Genomic DNA, 17,334 nt, shown 5'->3' with positions numbered 1-17,334 from the left:
ACAAATATCAATCACATGAACCGCCAATTTGCATGTTTAGACAACAAATGTTGCGCAGGTGGCATTTTTCCATTACACAATGCTCCGGCGAAATGATCTCGCTGCTATCTGGGAGGATTGAAATGAACTATTCTTTGAAGGCCAGTGCGCTGGCGTTGACGATCAGCCTTGCTGCCACCTCATCGCCGGCATGGGCCGACTTCTGGTCCGACGCCGGGGCCAAGTACAAGGGCGTGACGCTGCACGGCGTGACCGAAAGCACGCCGCCGTCGAACTTCATCAAGGATGTGCTTGCACCGGAGTTCGAGAAGAAGACCGGCATCAAGGTCGAAATTGAGACGACGTCCTGGGACCAGATGTACGACAAGGCCATCAAGGACATGGAAGCCAAGACCGGCATCTATGACATGGTCTACATCGAGCAGGACATCATCTACTCCTACCTGGCCCGAGACTTTCTGGTGAACATCTCGAAGACCCTGAAGGACCAGCCGGATCTGAAGGCGCCGACCTATGACGCTGCGAACTTCACCAGTTTCGCCGATTACTTCAAGAACGCGGACGGCGATCTCTTCGGCACTCCCATGGAAGCGTTCCTGAAGACCTACCTCTATCGAAAGGACCTCTTCGACGATCCGAAGATCAAGGACGCCTTCAAAAAGGAAACCGGCAAAGACCTGAAACCGGCGACCACGCACGAGGACTATACCCAGATCGCCGAGTTCTTCACGAAGTACGGCAAGGATAACGGCCTGGAGCTCTGGGGCACCACCGCCCAAGCCCATACGGGCCACCCGGCTTCCTGGTACGAATTCTTCGAATCCGTCGCGCCGACGTTCGGCGTCTACAACTGGGGCATCGACGCCAAGAACAACTATGCGACGACAGTCGAGCATGGCGGTTCGATGAACAGCGACAAGGCGAAGGCCGCGTTGAAGTACTGGCTGCATCTGCGCGACATCGCGCCACCGGAATCGACGCAGTCGACCTGGACAGAAACCGCGACCACGTTCGCCGCCGGCCGTGTCGCCCAGGGATTGATCTACGGTGAGAACGCGGCGTGGATCGCTAGCGATCCCGCCCAGTCGAAGGTGGTCGGCCAGGTCGGCTTCGCCCTGCCCCCGCTCGAGCCGGGTGTCTTGGACGACGCGAAATCCGGAAAGGGCTATATCGGATACTATGATGGTGGCGCCTTCGGCGCACCGATCACGTCCAAGAACAAGGAAGCGTCGCTACTCTTCCTCCAGTTCATCGGTCAGAACGAAGTTCAGCCCGACTGGGCCATTGCCGCGCCGCGTATCACCAATACGGCAACCTTCGATGATCCGAAGGTGAAGGCGATGGACGCCAAGCTCGGTGGCTTCTACACGATGCTGAGGGAAGAGGGAAAACTGTTTGCCGGCGCTCCGCCCTACCCGTTCCACGCACAGCTGCGTGAAGCGACCACCCCGATCTTCTTCGACATCCTGACCGGCAAGATCGGTCCCGATGAAGGCCTCGACCAGATGGCCGCTAAGTCGGAAGAAGAGCTCACGTCGCTCGGCTATCGCAAATAAAGCATCCTCCCCAACTTGACGGGTCGTCTTGCTTGGCGACCCGTCCCTTTCTGGTTCGAGAGCGGCCCTGGGGCTGCGAAAGAGTATGAGGCGATGCATTCACAAAAACTCGGATGGCTGTTGCTCTCCCCAACGATCGTGATCCTTGGGCTCTTCGGCATCTTTCCTTTCATCTACGTCGTCTGGGTCTCGTTTCATCAGTGGAACCCGTTCGCCGCAAATCCGCTTAAGGTCTTCAACTGGGCGGCCAACTACCGGACGCTCGTCTTCGATCCCCAGTTTCTGGCTTCGCTCGGTATCACGATCACGTTCGTCTTCTTCGCAGTCGTGTCCGAGCTCGTCCTCGGATACGTGCTCGCGCAGGCGCTCATGAAGGACTTTCCTGGAAAGGCCTTCTTCCGTACGATCCACACGCTTCCGCTGATCATGGCGCCCATCATCGTCGGATCGGTGTGGAAGCTCATGACGACGCCATCGATCGGCATCATCCCATATCTGCTGCGAAGCTGGTTCGGGTACGACCTGAACATCGGCCAGAGTGCTGTCGCGGCCTTCACAGTCACGATCATCATGGACATCTGGCACTGGACGCCGCTGGTCACCCTGTCTCTGATCGCCGCGCTGGTCTCGCTTCCGACCGACCCCTTCGAGCAAGCGCAGATCGACGGCGCCGGCAAGAGCCAGATCTTCTGGCATATCACGCTCCCCCTGATCCGCCCGGCCCTGATAGCCACGGTGTTCATCAGGCTGATGGACGCGCTTCGAACCGTCGACGAAGTCCTGATGCTGACCGGAGGTGGTCCGGGGTCGTCGACGCGCTACCTCGGCGTCCACATCTTCAGGGAAGTCTTCCCGAAGACGAATTACGGCTATGGTTCGGCCATCTCCGTGGTCGTCCTGTACCTGACCATCGTTGTGTGCTGGCTTCTCTACGTCGGCCTGATTGCACCGCGCGTGAAGAGGGGCTGAATCGATGAAGAAACAGTATCCCTGGCTTCCGGTCGTGTTGTGGACGTTGATCAGCTTCGCGACCCTTTTCCCGATCTACTGGCTCTTCGTCATATCGGTGAAGCAGCCCTTCGACCTGTTCTCAACGCCGGACGTCGTCCTTCGGACCTTCTTCTGGAAGAACTACCACGACGTCCTTACCAATGAGACCTTGCGGCGATACATGTTCAACTCGCTGATCATCTCGTCAGGCAACGCGCTGCTCGTCACGACGCTGGGCTTCCTGGCCTGCTACGCCCTGACGCGCTTCGACCTCGCCGGCAAGGAAAGCATCTTCTTCTGGACGATCACCAACCGCATGGCGCCACCGGCGGTCTTTCTGCTACCGCTTTTCCTGCTGCTGACGCAGGTCTACAAGATTGGCGACTTCTCGCTCGCAGACACCCGGTTGGGGATGATCCTGGTCTACTGCTCCTTCAACCTCCCGTTCGCCATCTGGACCCTGCGTCCGACTGTGGAGGGCATTCCGAAGGAACTGGACGAGGCCGCCTATGTGGACGGCGCGAGCCCATGGACGGTTCTATACGACATCGTCTTTCCCCTGGCACGACCCGGACTTGCGGTGACATTGATCCTGACCTGGGTGTTTGCATGGAACGAATATCTGCTTGCGGCGACGCTCACCAACTTCAACGCGCGGACCCTGACCACGGGCTTGTCGGAATACGTCACAACTACCGGGACGGCCTGGGGCATCATGGCCGCGATCTCGATGCTGACCTTGGTCCCGGCGCTCATCGTCTTCTCTGTAGTGCAGCGTCACATCGTTGCCGGTCTGACCTTCGGCGCGGTGAAAGGATGAAGCAATGACGTCTCAATCTCAAAACAAAGAATACAAGCCGGGGTTTCTGCCGATCGAAACGAACTGGTTCGACCGGCTGTTCATCTCGGTGGTGATCTGGGTCGCGCTCTCGCTTTTCTGGATGCGGTTCCTTGAACCGATGGGGCTGTCGGTATGGATCGCAGCAGCAATCTCCGCCGTCCTCGGCGCATACATCATCTGGAAGGGGTGAGCCGTAAGGCCGTCCGGCATCATGAAGACGCCAGCCAAGCTACTCTAAGGGAGGAACGATATTGGCAAATGTACAGGTTAGCGATGTCACCAAGAAGTATGGCGCACTTCAGGTCATGCATGGCGTCAGCGTGGACATCGAGGACGGCGAGTTCGTCGTTCTCGTCGGCCCGTCTGGATGCGGCAAGTCCACCCTGCTTCGCATGATCGCCGGGCTCGAGACCGTCAGCGGCGGCGACATCCGGATCGGTGGCCGCGTCGTCACCAACGCCCCCCCAAAGGACCGCGACATCGCGATGGTCTTCCAAAGCTACGCGCTATATCCTCACAAGACGGTCGCCGAGAACATGGGTTTTCCCCTCAAGATGGCGAAGCGTCCCAAGGCGGAGATTGACGAGAAGGTCCGCAGGGCGGCCGAGATTCTCGACCTGACGCGCTATCTGGAACGCTATCCAAAACAGCTATCTGGCGGCCAGAGGCAGCGCGTGGCCATGGGACGGGCCATCGTCCGCGATCCTCAGGTGTTCCTGTTTGACGAACCTCTGTCGAACCTGGACGCGAAGCTGCGCGTTACCATGCGCGTCGAGATAAAGGAACTTCACCAGCGACTGAAGACCACGACAGTCTACGTGACGCACGACCAGATCGAAGCCATGACCATGGCCAACAAGATCGTGGTGATGCGCGACGGAAGGGTCGAGCAGGTCGGGAGGCCTCTTGATCTCTACGACTACCCTGCGAACATCTTCGTGGCCGGCTTTATCGGCAGCCCATCCATGAACTTCCTTCAAGGCCGCGTTGCGACGCGCGAGGGCAAGAAGTTCGTTGTCACCGAGCAAAACGTCGTCCTGCCCATCGAGAATACGAATGCCGAAGACGGAAGGGCCGTCACATACGGCATCCGCCCCGAGCATATAGCGATCGGGGACGAGGGCGTGCCGGTGGAGGTATCCGTGTTCGAGCCGACGGGTTCCGAGACGTTGATATTTGGTCGCGCGGGCGGCGTTCCCATCGACGCTCTCATCCGCGAACGGATCGATGCGGTGCCCGGACGGACGATGCACTTCCACATAGACCCGCGACGCGCGCACATCTTCGATCTGGAAACCGGCAAGCGACTATAGGGGGAGCCAAAATGAATCTTAACGGAAAGACAGTTATCGTTACCGGGGCTGGAAAAGGGATCGGACGTGCGACGGCCCAGTTGCTGGTCGAGCGGGGCGCGCAGGTGGTGGCTCTCACCCGGAGTGCCGCAGATGTCGAATCCTTACAACAGGAGCTCGGTTGTCGGGCAATTCAGGTCGACCTTGCCGATGCCAAGGCGACGAGAGAGGCCGCCATCGCTGCGCTTCCCGCAGATTTCCTTATCAACTGTGCGGGCACGACCGAATTGCAGCCGTTTCTCGAAACGACGGTCGAAGCATTCGACCACCTTTATGCTGTAAACACCCGTGCGCCAATGATTGTCGCGCAGGAATACGCCCGCTCGTTGATCAACGACGGCCGGAAGGGTGCCATCGTCAATGTCTCCTCGGTTGCCTCGTTCGTCGGCATACCCGACCACGCTGCCTACTGCGCGTCGAAGGGTGGGTTGGATGGCCTTACACGGGTGATGGCACGGGAACTCGCGCCCTTGGGAATCAGGGCAAACGGAGTCCATCCGACGGTGACGCTGACGCCGATGGCTGTGAAGGCATGGAGCGATCCCGAAAAGGCTGCAGGAATGCTCAATCGAATCCCTGTCGGCAGATTTGCTGAATCCTCGGACATCGCCGAAGTTATCTTGTTCCTCCTCTCGGACGAGGCTGCAATGGTGAACGGCGTATCGATGCCGGTGGATGGCGGCTACATGATCGCTTGAGGCGCTGGCGGACGCGCCTCAAGATGGCGCTGGCCAACGGCTCGAACCCTGTGGCCGGCCATCACGGATCGCAATGTGACAGTCGGGAAATATCCTGGGTGCACGCTTCGTCGATCTGACCGATGACATATGTCGCCCGTTCCATGAGCCAGGCGAGCGCCTCTTGTGTTGGTGTAGTGGCGGGAATATCGGGCCTTCACGTAAGCCTCGTTGAGCCTATTGAACCAGGCGACATAGCGGTGCTGGTCGCGGGGCCATGCATCCGTGAGGGCATGGCATCGCTCTTCCGCGAGATTCCGGACAAGGGAAAGGTTGTGGGAGGGTGGACTGTAGTTCGAGAAGACCAGAAGGAGGCCGGAGTAGACCTGCTCAAGCGCTTGATGCAGCAGGAAAGCCGCCTGCCTGAGGTCACCCTCATTATGGTAGAACTTCGCGCCCTTCAGAACTATGGAAGGTGAAACAGGGTAACCGTCATTTCATTGACGTGCAAATATTCGAGCAGTTCCAGCGCAGGATAGAGCATCACGAAGAAAATTGCGTCTCGAAAGGTCCTCCCCAGGGGGCGTGTTGAGAATGTCACTTCCTTTTCGGATTTGAACAGCCTGAAGTCTGGCCAGAAGAACGGCACGGTTTCGGCATATAGCCCGTATCGCGCCCCAAACAAGCTTCGCAGATCGTTTTCTTCCCTTTTTGCCGTGTAGTAGAACACGATGCAGGAGCCAGCGCACAGAGCGACGGCCAGAGCGATCGACCCATAGTAAAGCCCAGCGCCCGTGACGGCGATCGTGGAGAAAAAATAGAGCGGGTTTCGTGTCACGGAATACGGTCCCGTCGTCACCAACGAGACGTTTTTCTTGTTGCCGATGTACAGGATTGACCAAAGACGGCCGAACACCCCGGTCAGTACAAGCAGAAATCCGGATACTTCAAAGAGATCATGGATGGGGGACCTCTCGCTGATAGCCGGGCGGCACAGGATCATCACGATCATCACCGATGCCGCAAACAGCCACAGGAACGTTATTCTATTTTTCTGCCGGAATGGCTTTTGAACCGCCGTCATTGTTATCTTTCACTGCGGGCACGCCTTAGTTGCTCTGATCGAACGCAATTGGCCCGACATTCTTCGGATCGCCGCCACCAATGCGGCCGGCAGCGTCGCACCCAGCCAGATATTGCGCAAGCTCGCCTCCTCGCTACGGCTAAGAGAGGTCGGCCGCATCGAGCGCACGCTGTTCATGATCGGCTGGATTCTGCACGCCGATCTGCAACGCCGCGCCCAGATCGGGCTCAACAAGGGCGAAGCCCATGACGCTCAAGCGCGCCATCAGCTTCCATCGGCGCGGCGAAATCCGCGACCGCTCCGCCGAAGTTCAGCACTGCCGGATCGCCGGCATGGACCTGCTCGCCGCCATCATCATTTTCTGGAATACCAAGAAACTGGGCGAAGTCGTCGCAAACCAGAAACGCGAGGGAAAACCGTTATCGCCCGATCTTTTGGCCCATGTCTCGCCGCTCCCCGATGCACAGCTCATCCTCTATCCGGACGCCAATCACGGAGCACCCTACCAGTATCCCGAACTGTTCGCGAAGCACAGCACACTGTTCCTGGACACCTAACAGCAGGGCGCCGATGCTTATGCGGTAGCAAACTGGCGTATAGCAGCGCGCCAGAAAGTGGTTGCGGGGGCCTGATCGCACCGAGACTTGTAACGGCTGATTAATGAGCGTGTGTTTGCGGCGTAACAGTGATTCATGGAACATAAGTGTTTGATTCAAAAAGAAAGCATCTAGCCTCTCACAAGCATGCCGACATACCTCCATCCACGTTAAGTATGTGGCCATTGACATAGCTTGAGGCGTCCGAGGCGAGAAAAATGCAGGCGCCGGTCAGTTCCTCCAGTCTGCCCCAGCGGCCGGCCGGCGTACGCCGGCCGATCCAGCTTGAAAACTCGGCATCGGCGACGAGCGCGGCGTTCAGCGGGGTATCGAAATAGCCGGGGGCGATGGCATTGACCGCCAGCCCATGGCAGGCCCAGTCGGTCGCCATGCCTTTGGTGAGATTGCCGAGCGCGCCCTTGCTTGCGGTATAGGGTGCAATTCCCGGCCGGGCGAGCGCGGTCTGGATCGAAGCGATGTTGATGATCTTGCCGCGCCCGCGCGCGATCATGTAGCGCGCGACAGCCTGCCCCACATTGAAGGCGCCGGAGACATTCGTGCGCATCAGCAGCTCGAACATCTCGGGGTCAAATTCCTCCAGCGGGCCGCGATGCTGCATGCCGGCATTGTTGACCAGAATATCAATCGGCCCCGTGGATTGCTCGAACCCATCGACGGCTGCACGCACCGCTTTGGCGTCGGTCGTATCGAACGGCAGCGTTTGCGGCGGCGTGCCGGCCGCGCTCAGGACCGCGGCCGCGGCAGAAAGCTTTCCGGCATCACGGCCATTGAGCACGATTTCGGCACCCGCCGCTGCCAAGCCCTGAGCCAGGCTAAACCCGATGCCCTGGCTGGATCCGGTGATCAGGGCACGTTTGCCGGACAGATCGAAGAGCTCAGTACCCTTTTGCATGGCGCCGTTCCCTGGCTCATGCCGAACACTGGCAGACGTCATGACAGCGGCTCCATCGCATCGAAATCCGGCAAGGCGCCGCTCGCATAGCCAACCGCCTCGAGCGAACCGATGGCGATCCGGCCATCGTGGATCGCCAGGAGCGGCCCTTCACCCCCCTGCTCGTAGAGATCTTGATGGGCGGCAGCAAAGCGCGCCCTCTCCGCCTGCGGCGCGCCCTGCATGCCGGCAACATAGTGATGACCGTTGCGTTCGACATGGGATAGGCCGAGCAGAGAGACCAGCGCCAGATCCTGCTGCACGGCAAGTCCGGCCTGACAGGTCAGATCCTCGCCCGAGAGAAACAGCCCCGGCACGGTTCCGGTTTTGATGCGGATCGCCTTGAGCAGCGAGCGGTAGATGCCCTTGCAGGTTTTCGAGGACACACCGGTATAGCCGAGCCTCCGGGCTCGGGCGAAGGCGCTGTCACCATCATCGCTTTCATCGATCAGGAAGGGCAATTGCGCCGCCAGCTTGCCGAGCTGCGTTTCCATCGTGATCTCGCGCGAGAACGGCTGTTCGACAAAGGTAATGGCCGCGCGCAGCCTGGCGAGCCGCGGCGTGGCCTCGATCCGCGCCAGCAATGCGCCGAGCTGTTCGGGGGCGACAAACTGTTCGTTGCCGTCAACCGTCACCCGGTAATCGGGAACGCGGTCCAGCACGGCGGCGATCCGCGTCAGGCGGTCGATATCGGCATCGATCACGCCTGAAAGCTTGATCTTGAACCAGTGATTGCCGTAGTGCGCAATCACCGCCTCCAGGCTCTGCGGCAGATCGTCGTCGACGGGATGGACGATATCGCCCTCGGTGATCGGGTCGATAAGCCCGATCGTATGCCGGGCCGAGATCGAGCCGGCAGGGCGCAGATCGGCCAGCATCGCCGACGCAGCGTCCGCGTCGATATCGCCAGGTAGCATGGGACCGCCGATGCCGACCAGGTTGTGGCGCACCGCATCAAAGAAGGAAATACCTGCAAGGCGGCAATAGGCATCAAGAGCGGCGCGGGCGATGAGCGAAGGACCGAAACAGGCGGCCAATGGATTTCCAGGCAGGCGCCTTACGGTTTCCACCTCGTTGCGCTGGGCGGTGGCGAACAGGGTCGCCGGGGCGGACGGCTCGAGCGAAGCAGCCGCAGCGGTGCGGATCGAGGCGCGCAATTGATCGACATTTTGCACCGGCGTCAGCGCCGGGTTTTTGTCGAACCATTTCGGCACCATCATTTCGGCGGCGCCGCCGATGGCGGTTCGCCCTTCTTCGTCCTCGACGCGTACCCTGAGGAAGGCTTGCGGCGCCCTTTCGAGGGTTGCCGCACCAAAGCGGAATGGCAAGCGCAGCCTGATATCGCGCTCGAAAGCGTCGATCTCGATGAACCTGATGCGCGGCGCCGTCACGGGACCTCCAATGCTTCTATCCATGGTCATGCCATCCGGTCGAGCATGGCGCGGGACACTTCGTGATGGAGCGGTTCCCGGCGAAGAAGCCGGCCGATCTCGTCCACCATAGCCTGCCCCTGGCTGAGATGCGCCTCTTCGGTGTGACCCGAAGCATGCGGCGAAATGGTGACATTGGCCAGCGTGGGATCGCGGAAGGGGCTGTCCGGAGGCAGCGGCTCGTCGTCAAAGACATCCAATGCCGCCGCGATACGTCCGGATCGGATCTCGGCGAGCAGAGCCGCCTCGTCGACCAGCTGCGAACGCGCCGTGTTGATGAACAGCGTGCCGGGGCGCAATAGCGCAAGTTCGCGGGCGCCGATCATACGGTGCGTTTCGGGGAGAACAGGCGCATGCAGGGAAATCACATCGCTCTGAGCCAGCATATCATTCAGCCCGACGCGGGTGACGCCGAGCGCATCTGCCTCACTGTCATCAAGAAACGGATCGACGACCAGGACGCGGCAGCCGAATGGAACCAGCAATCGCATGACCGCCCGGCCGACATATCCGGCACCGACGATACCGACCGTTCTACCGCCAAGCAATCTTTGCGGTATGGCTGCGCGGACATCGAGCCATTCACCCCCGTTGCACAATCCATGATGCAGCCGATGAATGCCGCGCATGGCCAGCAGTGCTTCGGCAACGACGAACTCGGCAACCGAGGCGGCAATTTTCGAGGCGGCATGGGTGACGCGAATGCCGTCATCGAACAGGCGCGCCGGAACCAGTGTGCGAATGCTGCCTGCCGAATGGGCGACAAGGGCGAGTTGCGGATGGCGCTGGCGCGCGGCGGGACCAAAGGGCGGCGTGCCCCATCCGGTGAGGCAGGCAACGGCGCCCTGCAACAGGCGGTCGACATCGGTGGCATCGATTGTGGCGCCGGTCGGCCAACGCACTTCGCCAAGGGCGTTCAATTGGGCGATGGCTGCATCGTCCAGCATCATGCGGCGGGTCTTTTCGGTCAGCAGTACGGCGATGACGGGAGGCTGTTCGCTCATGGTTCTACTCTTTCGCTGCGGCGATCAGGCGCCGGAAATGGGCAAGATCGGCGCGGACCTTGTCGAGCGCCTGTTCTCGGGGAACCCGGTATTGGGAATGCATCGAGAGCACACCGGCAAATCCGGTGGCCACCAGATGCGGGACGATTTCGTTCCAGGGCACCATGCCATCGTCGAGCCCGTACCAATCCGAATGCCAAGCACGCTGGCCGTCGGCTCCGTAAGCCCCGGGAAACCAACCGCTGTTCTTGACGCCCATGCAGCAGAACCACGGATCGAGAATATCGAGGGTCATGCGCCAGTCCTCGCTCCCCTCCCGAATGATCTGATTGGCCGGATCGGGATAGGCGCCGATCCTGATGGGATCACGCCCGGCCAGCAACTGCATCGCCAGCGCGCCGGAGCTGTGCAGGGTTCCACCGTGAAGCTGGATGGTCAGCTTGATGCCGACCTGTCCGGCAAGGCGCTCGAAGCCGTCGAGATCACGCTGCGCCTCATCAAGCTGGACCTTCCAACGCCGCGACGGATCGTAGCGCCAGAAACCGAGCCGGATCTGCCCTATGCCAGCCTCGCTGCAACAACCCAGGAGCCGGGATGCGGCATCGTCGGGTCGCGTGGAGTCGATGGTCGCCATCGGAATGCGCACACCGGCTGAAGCAAACAGCTTTGCGGCATTGGCGATCTCCTCCGGCCTGTCAGGGGAAATGGCATGACCGTCGCGAACGAGAAGATCGGCACACTCGAACCCCAGATCCGCGGTGATCTCTGCCGCCTTGTCAAGCGGCAGACCCTCCAGAGTCTTGGTGAAATAGGCAATATCCATGGTTCATATCCCAGCCGGAAGGCGTCGTTCATGAGCGAGAAACACATAGCTCGCTGCGGCGGCCAAACGCATCGCTGGCACATACCGCATACCGCGCGCCCTCGGGCGGCGACATGTGCAGGAATGCCGTCGAAATCAGCGGGGCGGAACTGACCTGTTCGAACGTCTTGCCATCGGTGTTGACCAGGACATCATAAAAAATGGCGGGGCGGTCGTCGCCGGCAGCCCAGAACAGCATGCGCTCTTCCCGACCGCCGAGACCGCGGTAGCGTTCGACGACGAGGCCGGTCGGCGCAGCCGGAGGCGTGCCGATGTCGGGAACGACAAGCACCTGCGTCAGCGAAGGCAACGGCACATCCAGGTCGACGCTGATCCGGCCGCCGTCGCACTCAATGACGCTGATCGGGTGCAGCAAGGCGGGCTCCTGCGCACGGCGCAGTTCGGCAAACTGCGCTTCCGTTGGTTCCGGCGGCGCGCCGACCGGCTCGAACAGCCCTCGCGGATTGCTTTCGTCGCGCAGGGCTTCCCAGACCTCCATCGGATTGGTGAATTCCTCGTCGATGCGCAACAGGCAAAGCGCGTGGCGACCGGGAACCAGCCCGCTCACCTCGAGACGGACGGCGGTCCGGCCCGAACGGTTGATGGCATCGACGCTATGGATCAGGGTGATGGAAGCGCCGCCACCAGCCAGCCGTGTCGGCAGGATCGCCAAGCCGTCCTGATCGGGAGCAAGCGGTGGTTCGGCCGTCACCTTGCAAACGCTATCGCCAAGCGTTGCCAGCAATTCCATGGATGTGAGGCCAGGCTTCTTGATGAGGTCAAAGGGCGGCGCGCGATCGATATCCGTGACCAGCGTATTGAGATCGGTCTTGTGCTCCCACTGCGCCTTGGTGAAATTGCGCGAACCGAAATAGGCAAAGATCGTGCGCTGGCCCCAGTTGCCGATAAAGGCGTGGTCATTGCTGAGGAAGGAGAAATTCGCCGCTTTTGGCGCGATGATGCGCCGGTCGTGCTGTTCGATGATGCGGGCGATGATGCCGGCATAATAGGCCTTTCCATGCCAACTATGATAATCGCTCCAGCCGAGCTGCGGATCGCATTCATCATTGACGATGGGAAGGCTGGCAAGGCGGGGGTGATGCTCCTTGAGATAATCGACGACGAGCAACGTGCGGTCGACGATGGCGTTCGTTTTCGGGGTCAGGTCTTCCTTGCTGCCGTTGACGCCCTTCTCGTGGATCGAGATGTAGTCAATGCGCGGCGGGTCGTCACCGCTGAGGCAGCTCGTGCCACTGTCGCAATGGGCAACGAGGGCGCGAAAGATCGGCGAGAGCGTACGGGCGGTGCCAGGCCCGCCCATGGGCAGGGTCGGGTCGATGGCATCGAGCCCCGCGACGCAGGCGTCGTAGTAGTTGGTGTAACCCTTGACCCCATAGGTCCACCAGCCGGAATCGGCCTCGTTCGTCGTTTCGAAGTACCACGTGCGCAATTCGTCCATGCCGTAGCGCGCGCCATAGCGCTCGACCGTTGCCGTCACCAAGTCCCGCCAGCGCTTGACCTGATCCATGTCCGCATAATCGGTGAAGAGACCCGACGGGTTGCCCATCAGTTCGAAGAACGGCTTCAGACGGTGTTCGATCATCACGTCGAGCGCGCGGTCCAGCAGGGACCAGTCATAGCCGGCACCGCCAGTCGCGCTCAGCAGATTGTAAAGATAGTGCACACGCAGGAACCTGATGCCTTCGTTCGGCAGGCCCCCGATATAGGCAAGCATCTGACGCATCTCCGGCTCGAGCAGCAGCTCGGCGGGCGAAAAGCCGGTGCCGCGCCAGAACCGATTGAACGGGCGTACCGCTTCACTGGCATCAACGTTTATTCGCGTACGTTCACGCATAGGTCGTCTCTCCTCGGGCGGAAGTTTGGCGGCGCGCCGCAATGCCGGCGCACAAGGCCAGGAGCCGGGTTATTTGAACTTGTCGCGCATCGCATCGATGCCGGGGATGGTTTTGGTCAGATGCTGATGGGCGGGATCGAAGCGCTGGATCAGTCCCCGGCGGTGCTTGCCGACAAGGATGGTGAAGATATATCCCCGGTGCCCCGGGGAGGTGACCGTCGGGTGGTAACCTCGGTCGAGCAGAAAGGTGTCGCCGTTGCGGGTCATGAGGATCTTGACCGGACCATCATCGTCATAGGTGATCTGGCTGCCGAAGCCGGTCTCCGGCTGGAAGCGGTAATGATACAGTTCTTCGTGCCGGCTCTCGACGTCACCGTCTTCCGTATCGTGCTTATGAGGGGGATAACCGGACCAGCACCCCTCGCCGGCATAGAGTTCACTCACCAGGAGATTGCCGCAGCGTCCGTTCTGTCGCTGGCCGAGCAGATGCGCGATCCGCCGCTGGCTATGCGTGTCCGACGAACCGACGTTGACCGCGTCGACCTCACCAGGCGTGACGCGAAACGGGGTGTAGCGCGTGTCGCAGATACCGCCGGCGATCGCAATTTCCGCCGCCGCGCCGCGAGCCGATATCCGGACAGTGGCGCCGACGGGCGCGTAAACCGAGTCCGCATCGCCTCCCCAGATATCGGCTCGCCGGCCCACAGCTTCGAACATGATGTCATCCACCTCGATATCTACCTGACCCGACAGCACGACGTAGAGGCTTTCGTGCGCGGGCAGCCGCCGCGTGTCCCGGCCGTTGGCCGGAAGCGTGACGAGATCGAAGTAGATGAGATCGAGCGTCGCGGAGGAGGTACCCACGATGGGACGCTGCTCGGAGCGTGGAATGAATTCGGGCATCAATTGAACTCCGGAACGGTACGGTCGGCAAAGGGATTAAGCGACAAGGATTCGGCGTGGTGACAGGCCACTGCGTGCCCATCGGCCGTGACGCTACGCAGCGCCGGCACCTCCTGCTTGCAAAGCTCGGTGGCGTAGCGGCAGCGCGGATGAAATGCACAGCCGGGAGGCGGGTGTGCGGGATCGGCAACCTCGCCCGCCAGCCGGATGCGCTGGCCATGGCGGCGCTGCCTCGGATCGGCGATCGGCACCGCCGAGAGCAGCGCTTCGGTATAGGGGTGAAGCGGGCGCGAAAAGATTTGCTCCGTCGGGGCCTTTTCGACGACTCGGCCGACATACATGACGGCAATATTGTCCGAGATGTGCCGGACGACCGATAGGTCGTGGGCGACGAAGAGATAGGTCAAACCGAACTGTTCCTGGAGGTCCTGCAGCAGGTTGATGGTTTGGGCCTGGACGCTGACATCGAGCGCTGAAACGGCTTCATCGGCGATCACCAAGCGCGGGTTCGAAGCCAGCGCCCGGGCGATGCCGATGCGCTGGCGTTCGCCGCCCGAGAAAGCATGCGGATAGCGGCGCATGTATTCGGGCCGCAGACCGACGCTCTGCATCAGTTCGGCGACCCGATGCTCGAGTTCGCGGCCCTTGACGATGCCGTTGACGCTCAGCACCTCGCCGATGATGTCGATGACAGGAAGACGCGGGTTGAGCGAGGATTGCGGGTCCTGAAACACCATGCGCAGGTCGCGATGGATTTCGTCGAGGGCGGAGCCGGACAATGCCGCGAGATCGACCGTGCCGCCACTGCGGCCGCGATAGCGGATTTCTCCGCTCGTCGGCCGATAGATGCGCAGGACAGTGCGGGCAAGCGTGGACTTGCCGCAGCCGGATTCCCCGACGATACCAAGTGTTTCGCCATCCTCGACGCGAAGCGAAACGCCGTCGACCGCCTTGACGTGGCCTACCACGTGCCGGAATGCGCCCTTGCGAATGGGGAAATGCATCCTCAGGTCGTTCAGTTCGAGCAAGGGGCTTGGTGGCTTAGTGGAGCCAGGCATCATTGTCTTCCCTCATAAAGCAGACAGTTGGCGACATGCCCGTCGCCGATGACGACGGGTTGGGGATCCCTATGGTCGCACAGGCCCGCCCTCGCCTCCTTGCACCTGGGATGAAAGCTGCAGCCCTGCGGCCGGTTGAAACGCGAGGGCACCATGCCATCGATGATCGCGAGCCGTTCGGTGGGTTGGCCGTGCATGCGCGGCACCGATTGCAGCAGGGCCTTGGTGTAGGGATGGGCTGGTGCGTGGAAAATCGTGTCGACATCGCCTGCCTCCACAACCCGGCCGACATACATGACAACGACCTCGTCGGCGATCTCAGCCACCACACCGAGATCATGGGTAACGAACAGCACCGAGAGCCCGAAATCGGCCTGCAGCGAGGCCAGGAGATCAAGGATATTGGCCTGGGTGGTCACATCGAGCGCCGTGGTCGGCTCGTCGGCGATCAGGAGCTTGGGGCGGCAGGCCAGTGCCAGGGCGATGCAGACGCGCTGGCGCATGCCGCCGGAAAACTGGAAAGCATAACTTTCCATGCGCTCGGCCGGCCGCGGAATGCCGACCAGAGCCAGCGTCTCGATGGCATGTTCGCGCGCCTCCTTCTTTCCCATCTTGAGATGCAGGCGGATCACTTCCACCATCTGGTTGCCGATCGTATGAACGGGTGAAAGTGCTGCCATCGGCTCCTGGCTGATCAGACCGATCTGGGCACCGCGGATCGCCCGCATGTCGCGGCCTCGCGGATCGAGCGCCGCCAGGTCGACCGGCGGCGCGGCCGGATCGGGCCGGTAGCGGATTGCACCCGAGACGATACGCCCTCCCCGCGGAACCTGGTTGAGGATCGAGCGGCCGGTAATGCTCTTGCCTGAACCTGACTCGCCGACGACGCAGACTGTCTTGCCGCGCGGGATGGTAAAGGAGACGCCGTCAACCGCCCTGATCGTGCCTGCCCCGCCGAAGAAGTGAGTCCGCAGGTCATTGACTTCGATCAGGGGATCGGGATCCCGGCGCTGCCCGCCAGCGACAGTGAAATTGGGATCAGTATTCATAGGGATCTGCAGCATCACGTAATCCATCACCTAGGAAATTGAGAGCCAGCACTGTGACAATGACCGCTAGGCCTGGAAGAAACAGCCAGGGCGCGCTCGAGACTGCGAGAATGTTCTGGGCTTCCTGAAGCAGCACACCCCAACTCACCACCGGCGGGCGCAGGCCGATGCCGAGGAAGGAGAGCGAGGTTTCGGCCAGGATCATCGTCGGGATGGCGAGCGTGACCGAGGCAATGATGTGGCTCATGAAGGAAGGCACCATGTGCCGCCAGATGATGCGCATCCGGGAGCAACCGTCGAGACGGGCAGCGATCACGAAGTCTTCCGTCTTGAGCGACAGGAAGCGCCCGCGCACCACCCGCGCCAGGTCGGTCCAGCCGATCAGCGACAGGATGATCGTGATCCAGAGATAGACCAGGATCGGATCGGCGCTGATCGGAACGGCAGCGGCAAGTCCCATCCATAGCGGGATGGTCGGGATAGAGTTGATGAGTTCGATGCAACGCTGGATCACATCGTCGACCCAGCCGCCATAGAGCCCCGAGATACCGCCGAGGATAATGCCGAGGATGAGGCTGATTGTGACCCCGATCAGTCCCACGGACATCGAAACGCGGGTGCCGTGCACCGTCCGGCTGAAAACGTCGCGGCCCAGCCGGTCGGCCCCGAACAGGTAGAATGGTTTGCCCGCCTCGAGCGGGCCGATGAGGTGCCGGTCGAAATTAAACAGCCCCCAGAGCCGGTAGGGTTCGCCTTTCACGAAGAAGCCGACAGGAATGACGATGGTCGGATCGGTTTGGTAATTGCGGCTAAGGGCGATCGGGTCGATCTTGACCGAATAGCCGTTGACATAGAGCGGATGAAACTGCCCCGTCGCGTCGTAGCCGGCGAACCTGATCTGCTGGGGCGGCGCATAAGTGAAGCGGGAATCGTAGGTCTGCGATGAAACCGGGGCAAGAACCTCTGCAAATAGCGCGACCAGGTAAATCAGCAGAATGACGACGCCTGCCGCGAGCGCCAGCCGGTGACGACAGAAGCGCCGCCAGATGAGCTTCCACTGCCCGGCGACGGCGTCAGAATTCTGGATGAGTTTAGGCGATAGCGCGATGGCTTGATCGGTCATTT

17 protein-coding genes and 1 pseudogene are annotated in these 17,334 nt (G+C 61.0%); 7 read left to right on the top strand and 11 right to left on the bottom strand.

What is annotated here, in order from left to right:
* The first annotated feature begins 122 nt into the window (after positions 1 to 122).
* From ACSQ9D_RS30395 to ACSQ9D_RS30370, 6 genes are all read left to right on the top strand, one after another.
* Positions 123 to 1,556 carry an extracellular solute-binding protein gene (locus ACSQ9D_RS30395; RefSeq protein WP_436285521.1) on the top strand — a complete coding sequence of 478 codons (1,434 nt, stop codon included), beginning with the start codon at positions 123 to 125 and terminating at the stop codon, positions 1,554 to 1,556.
* Positions 1,557 to 1,649: 93 nt separating this feature from the next.
* Positions 1,650 to 2,525: a carbohydrate ABC transporter permease gene (locus ACSQ9D_RS30390; protein ID WP_436285520.1), complete on the top strand. Its 876-nt coding sequence runs from the start codon at positions 1,650 to 1,652 to the stop codon at positions 2,523 to 2,525.
* Positions 2,526 to 2,529: 4 nt separating this feature from the next.
* Positions 2,530 to 3,366, top strand: coding sequence for a carbohydrate ABC transporter permease (locus tag ACSQ9D_RS30385; protein ID WP_037123340.1), 837 nt, complete (start codon positions 2,530 to 2,532; stop codon positions 3,364 to 3,366).
* A gap of 4 nt (positions 3,367 to 3,370) precedes the next feature.
* A complete protein-coding gene (locus tag ACSQ9D_RS30380) occupies positions 3,371 to 3,577 on the top strand; it encodes a DUF2160 family membrane protein (RefSeq protein WP_436285519.1) in 207 nt (68 codons plus the stop codon).
* Between the two features lie 61 nt (positions 3,578 to 3,638).
* Positions 3,639 to 4,700: an ABC transporter ATP-binding protein gene (locus tag ACSQ9D_RS30375; RefSeq protein WP_436285518.1), complete on the top strand. Its 1,062-nt coding sequence runs from the start codon at positions 3,639 to 3,641 to the stop codon at positions 4,698 to 4,700.
* A gap of 11 nt (positions 4,701 to 4,711) precedes the next feature.
* Positions 4,712 to 5,437, top strand: a complete 726-nt coding sequence (locus tag ACSQ9D_RS30370; RefSeq protein WP_436285517.1) for an SDR family oxidoreductase — start codon at positions 4,712 to 4,714, stop codon at positions 5,435 to 5,437.
* Here ACSQ9D_RS30370 and ACSQ9D_RS30365 read toward each other — a convergent pair.
* Both ACSQ9D_RS30365 and ACSQ9D_RS30360 read right to left on the bottom strand, forming a co-directional pair.
* Positions 5,422 to 5,823 (bottom strand): HEPN domain-containing protein, encoded by a 402-nt coding sequence (locus ACSQ9D_RS30365; protein ID WP_436285952.1) that lies wholly within the window; start codon positions 5,821 to 5,823, stop codon positions 5,422 to 5,424. The two genes, ACSQ9D_RS30370 and ACSQ9D_RS30365, sit on opposite strands and share 16 nt — an antisense overlap.
* 59 nt (positions 5,824 to 5,882) lie before the next feature.
* A complete protein-coding gene (locus tag ACSQ9D_RS30360; RefSeq protein ID WP_436285516.1) occupies positions 5,883 to 6,500 on the bottom strand; it encodes a methyltransferase family protein in 618 nt (205 codons plus the stop codon).
* Positions 6,501 to 6,534: 34 nt separating this feature from the next.
* Between ACSQ9D_RS30360 and ACSQ9D_RS30355 the strand changes: the two are divergent.
* Positions 6,535 to 7,057 (top strand): annotated as a pseudogene (locus tag ACSQ9D_RS30355) (Tn3 family transposase); the annotation flags it as partial.
* A 178-nt stretch (positions 7,058 to 7,235) separates the two neighbouring features.
* Here ACSQ9D_RS30355 and ACSQ9D_RS30350 read toward each other — a convergent pair.
* From ACSQ9D_RS30350 to ACSQ9D_RS30310, 9 genes are all read right to left on the bottom strand, one after another.
* The gene (locus tag ACSQ9D_RS30350) at positions 7,236 to 8,009 is read right to left on the bottom strand and encodes an SDR family oxidoreductase (protein ID WP_436285515.1); all 774 of its coding nucleotides are present in this window, start codon (positions 8,007 to 8,009) and stop codon (positions 7,236 to 7,238) included.
* Positions 8,010 to 8,047: 38 nt separating this feature from the next.
* Positions 8,048 to 9,469 (bottom strand): mandelate racemase, encoded by a 1,422-nt coding sequence (locus tag ACSQ9D_RS30345; protein WP_436285514.1) that lies wholly within the window; start codon positions 9,467 to 9,469, stop codon positions 8,048 to 8,050.
* Positions 9,466 to 10,482 (bottom strand): hydroxyacid dehydrogenase, encoded by a 1,017-nt coding sequence (locus tag ACSQ9D_RS30340; protein ID WP_436285513.1) that lies wholly within the window; start codon positions 10,480 to 10,482, stop codon positions 9,466 to 9,468. Before ACSQ9D_RS30340 ends, ACSQ9D_RS30345 begins: the two co-directional genes overlap by 4 nt.
* 4 nt (positions 10,483 to 10,486) lie before the next feature.
* Positions 10,487 to 11,305: a sugar phosphate isomerase/epimerase family protein gene (locus tag ACSQ9D_RS30335; RefSeq protein WP_436285512.1), complete on the bottom strand. Its 819-nt coding sequence runs from the start codon at positions 11,303 to 11,305 to the stop codon at positions 10,487 to 10,489.
* Between the two features lie 28 nt (positions 11,306 to 11,333).
* Complete coding sequence (locus ACSQ9D_RS30330) at positions 11,334 to 13,199, bottom strand: GH39 family glycosyl hydrolase (protein WP_436285511.1); 1,866 nt, start codon at positions 13,197 to 13,199, stop codon at positions 11,334 to 11,336.
* 69 nt (positions 13,200 to 13,268) lie between these two features.
* A complete protein-coding gene (locus ACSQ9D_RS30325; protein WP_436285510.1) occupies positions 13,269 to 14,102 on the bottom strand; it encodes a 5-deoxy-glucuronate isomerase in 834 nt (277 codons plus the stop codon).
* Positions 14,102 to 15,160, bottom strand: coding sequence for an ABC transporter ATP-binding protein (locus ACSQ9D_RS30320; RefSeq protein WP_436285509.1), 1,059 nt, complete (start codon positions 15,158 to 15,160; stop codon positions 14,102 to 14,104). The genes ACSQ9D_RS30325 and ACSQ9D_RS30320 overlap by 1 nt, the downstream gene beginning before the upstream one ends.
* A complete protein-coding gene (locus tag ACSQ9D_RS30315) occupies positions 15,160 to 16,224 on the bottom strand; it encodes an ABC transporter ATP-binding protein (RefSeq protein ID WP_197067733.1) in 1,065 nt (354 codons plus the stop codon). Before ACSQ9D_RS30315 ends, ACSQ9D_RS30320 begins: the two co-directional genes overlap by 1 nt.
* Entirely contained in the window at positions 16,199 to 17,332 is a 1,134-nt protein-coding gene (locus tag ACSQ9D_RS30310) for an ABC transporter permease (protein ID WP_436285508.1), read from the bottom strand. Before ACSQ9D_RS30310 ends, ACSQ9D_RS30315 begins: the two co-directional genes overlap by 26 nt.
* Positions 17,333 to 17,334: the final 2 nt, after the last annotated feature.

Source organism: Rhizobium sp. LjRoot258, assembly GCF_964254185.1.
In the GTDB taxonomy this organism is placed as follows: Bacteria; Pseudomonadota; Alphaproteobacteria; order Rhizobiales; family Rhizobiaceae; genus Rhizobium.
The sequence above is the reverse complement of the archived record's forward strand: the minus strand, read 5'-3'. Positions and strand labels throughout refer to the sequence as shown.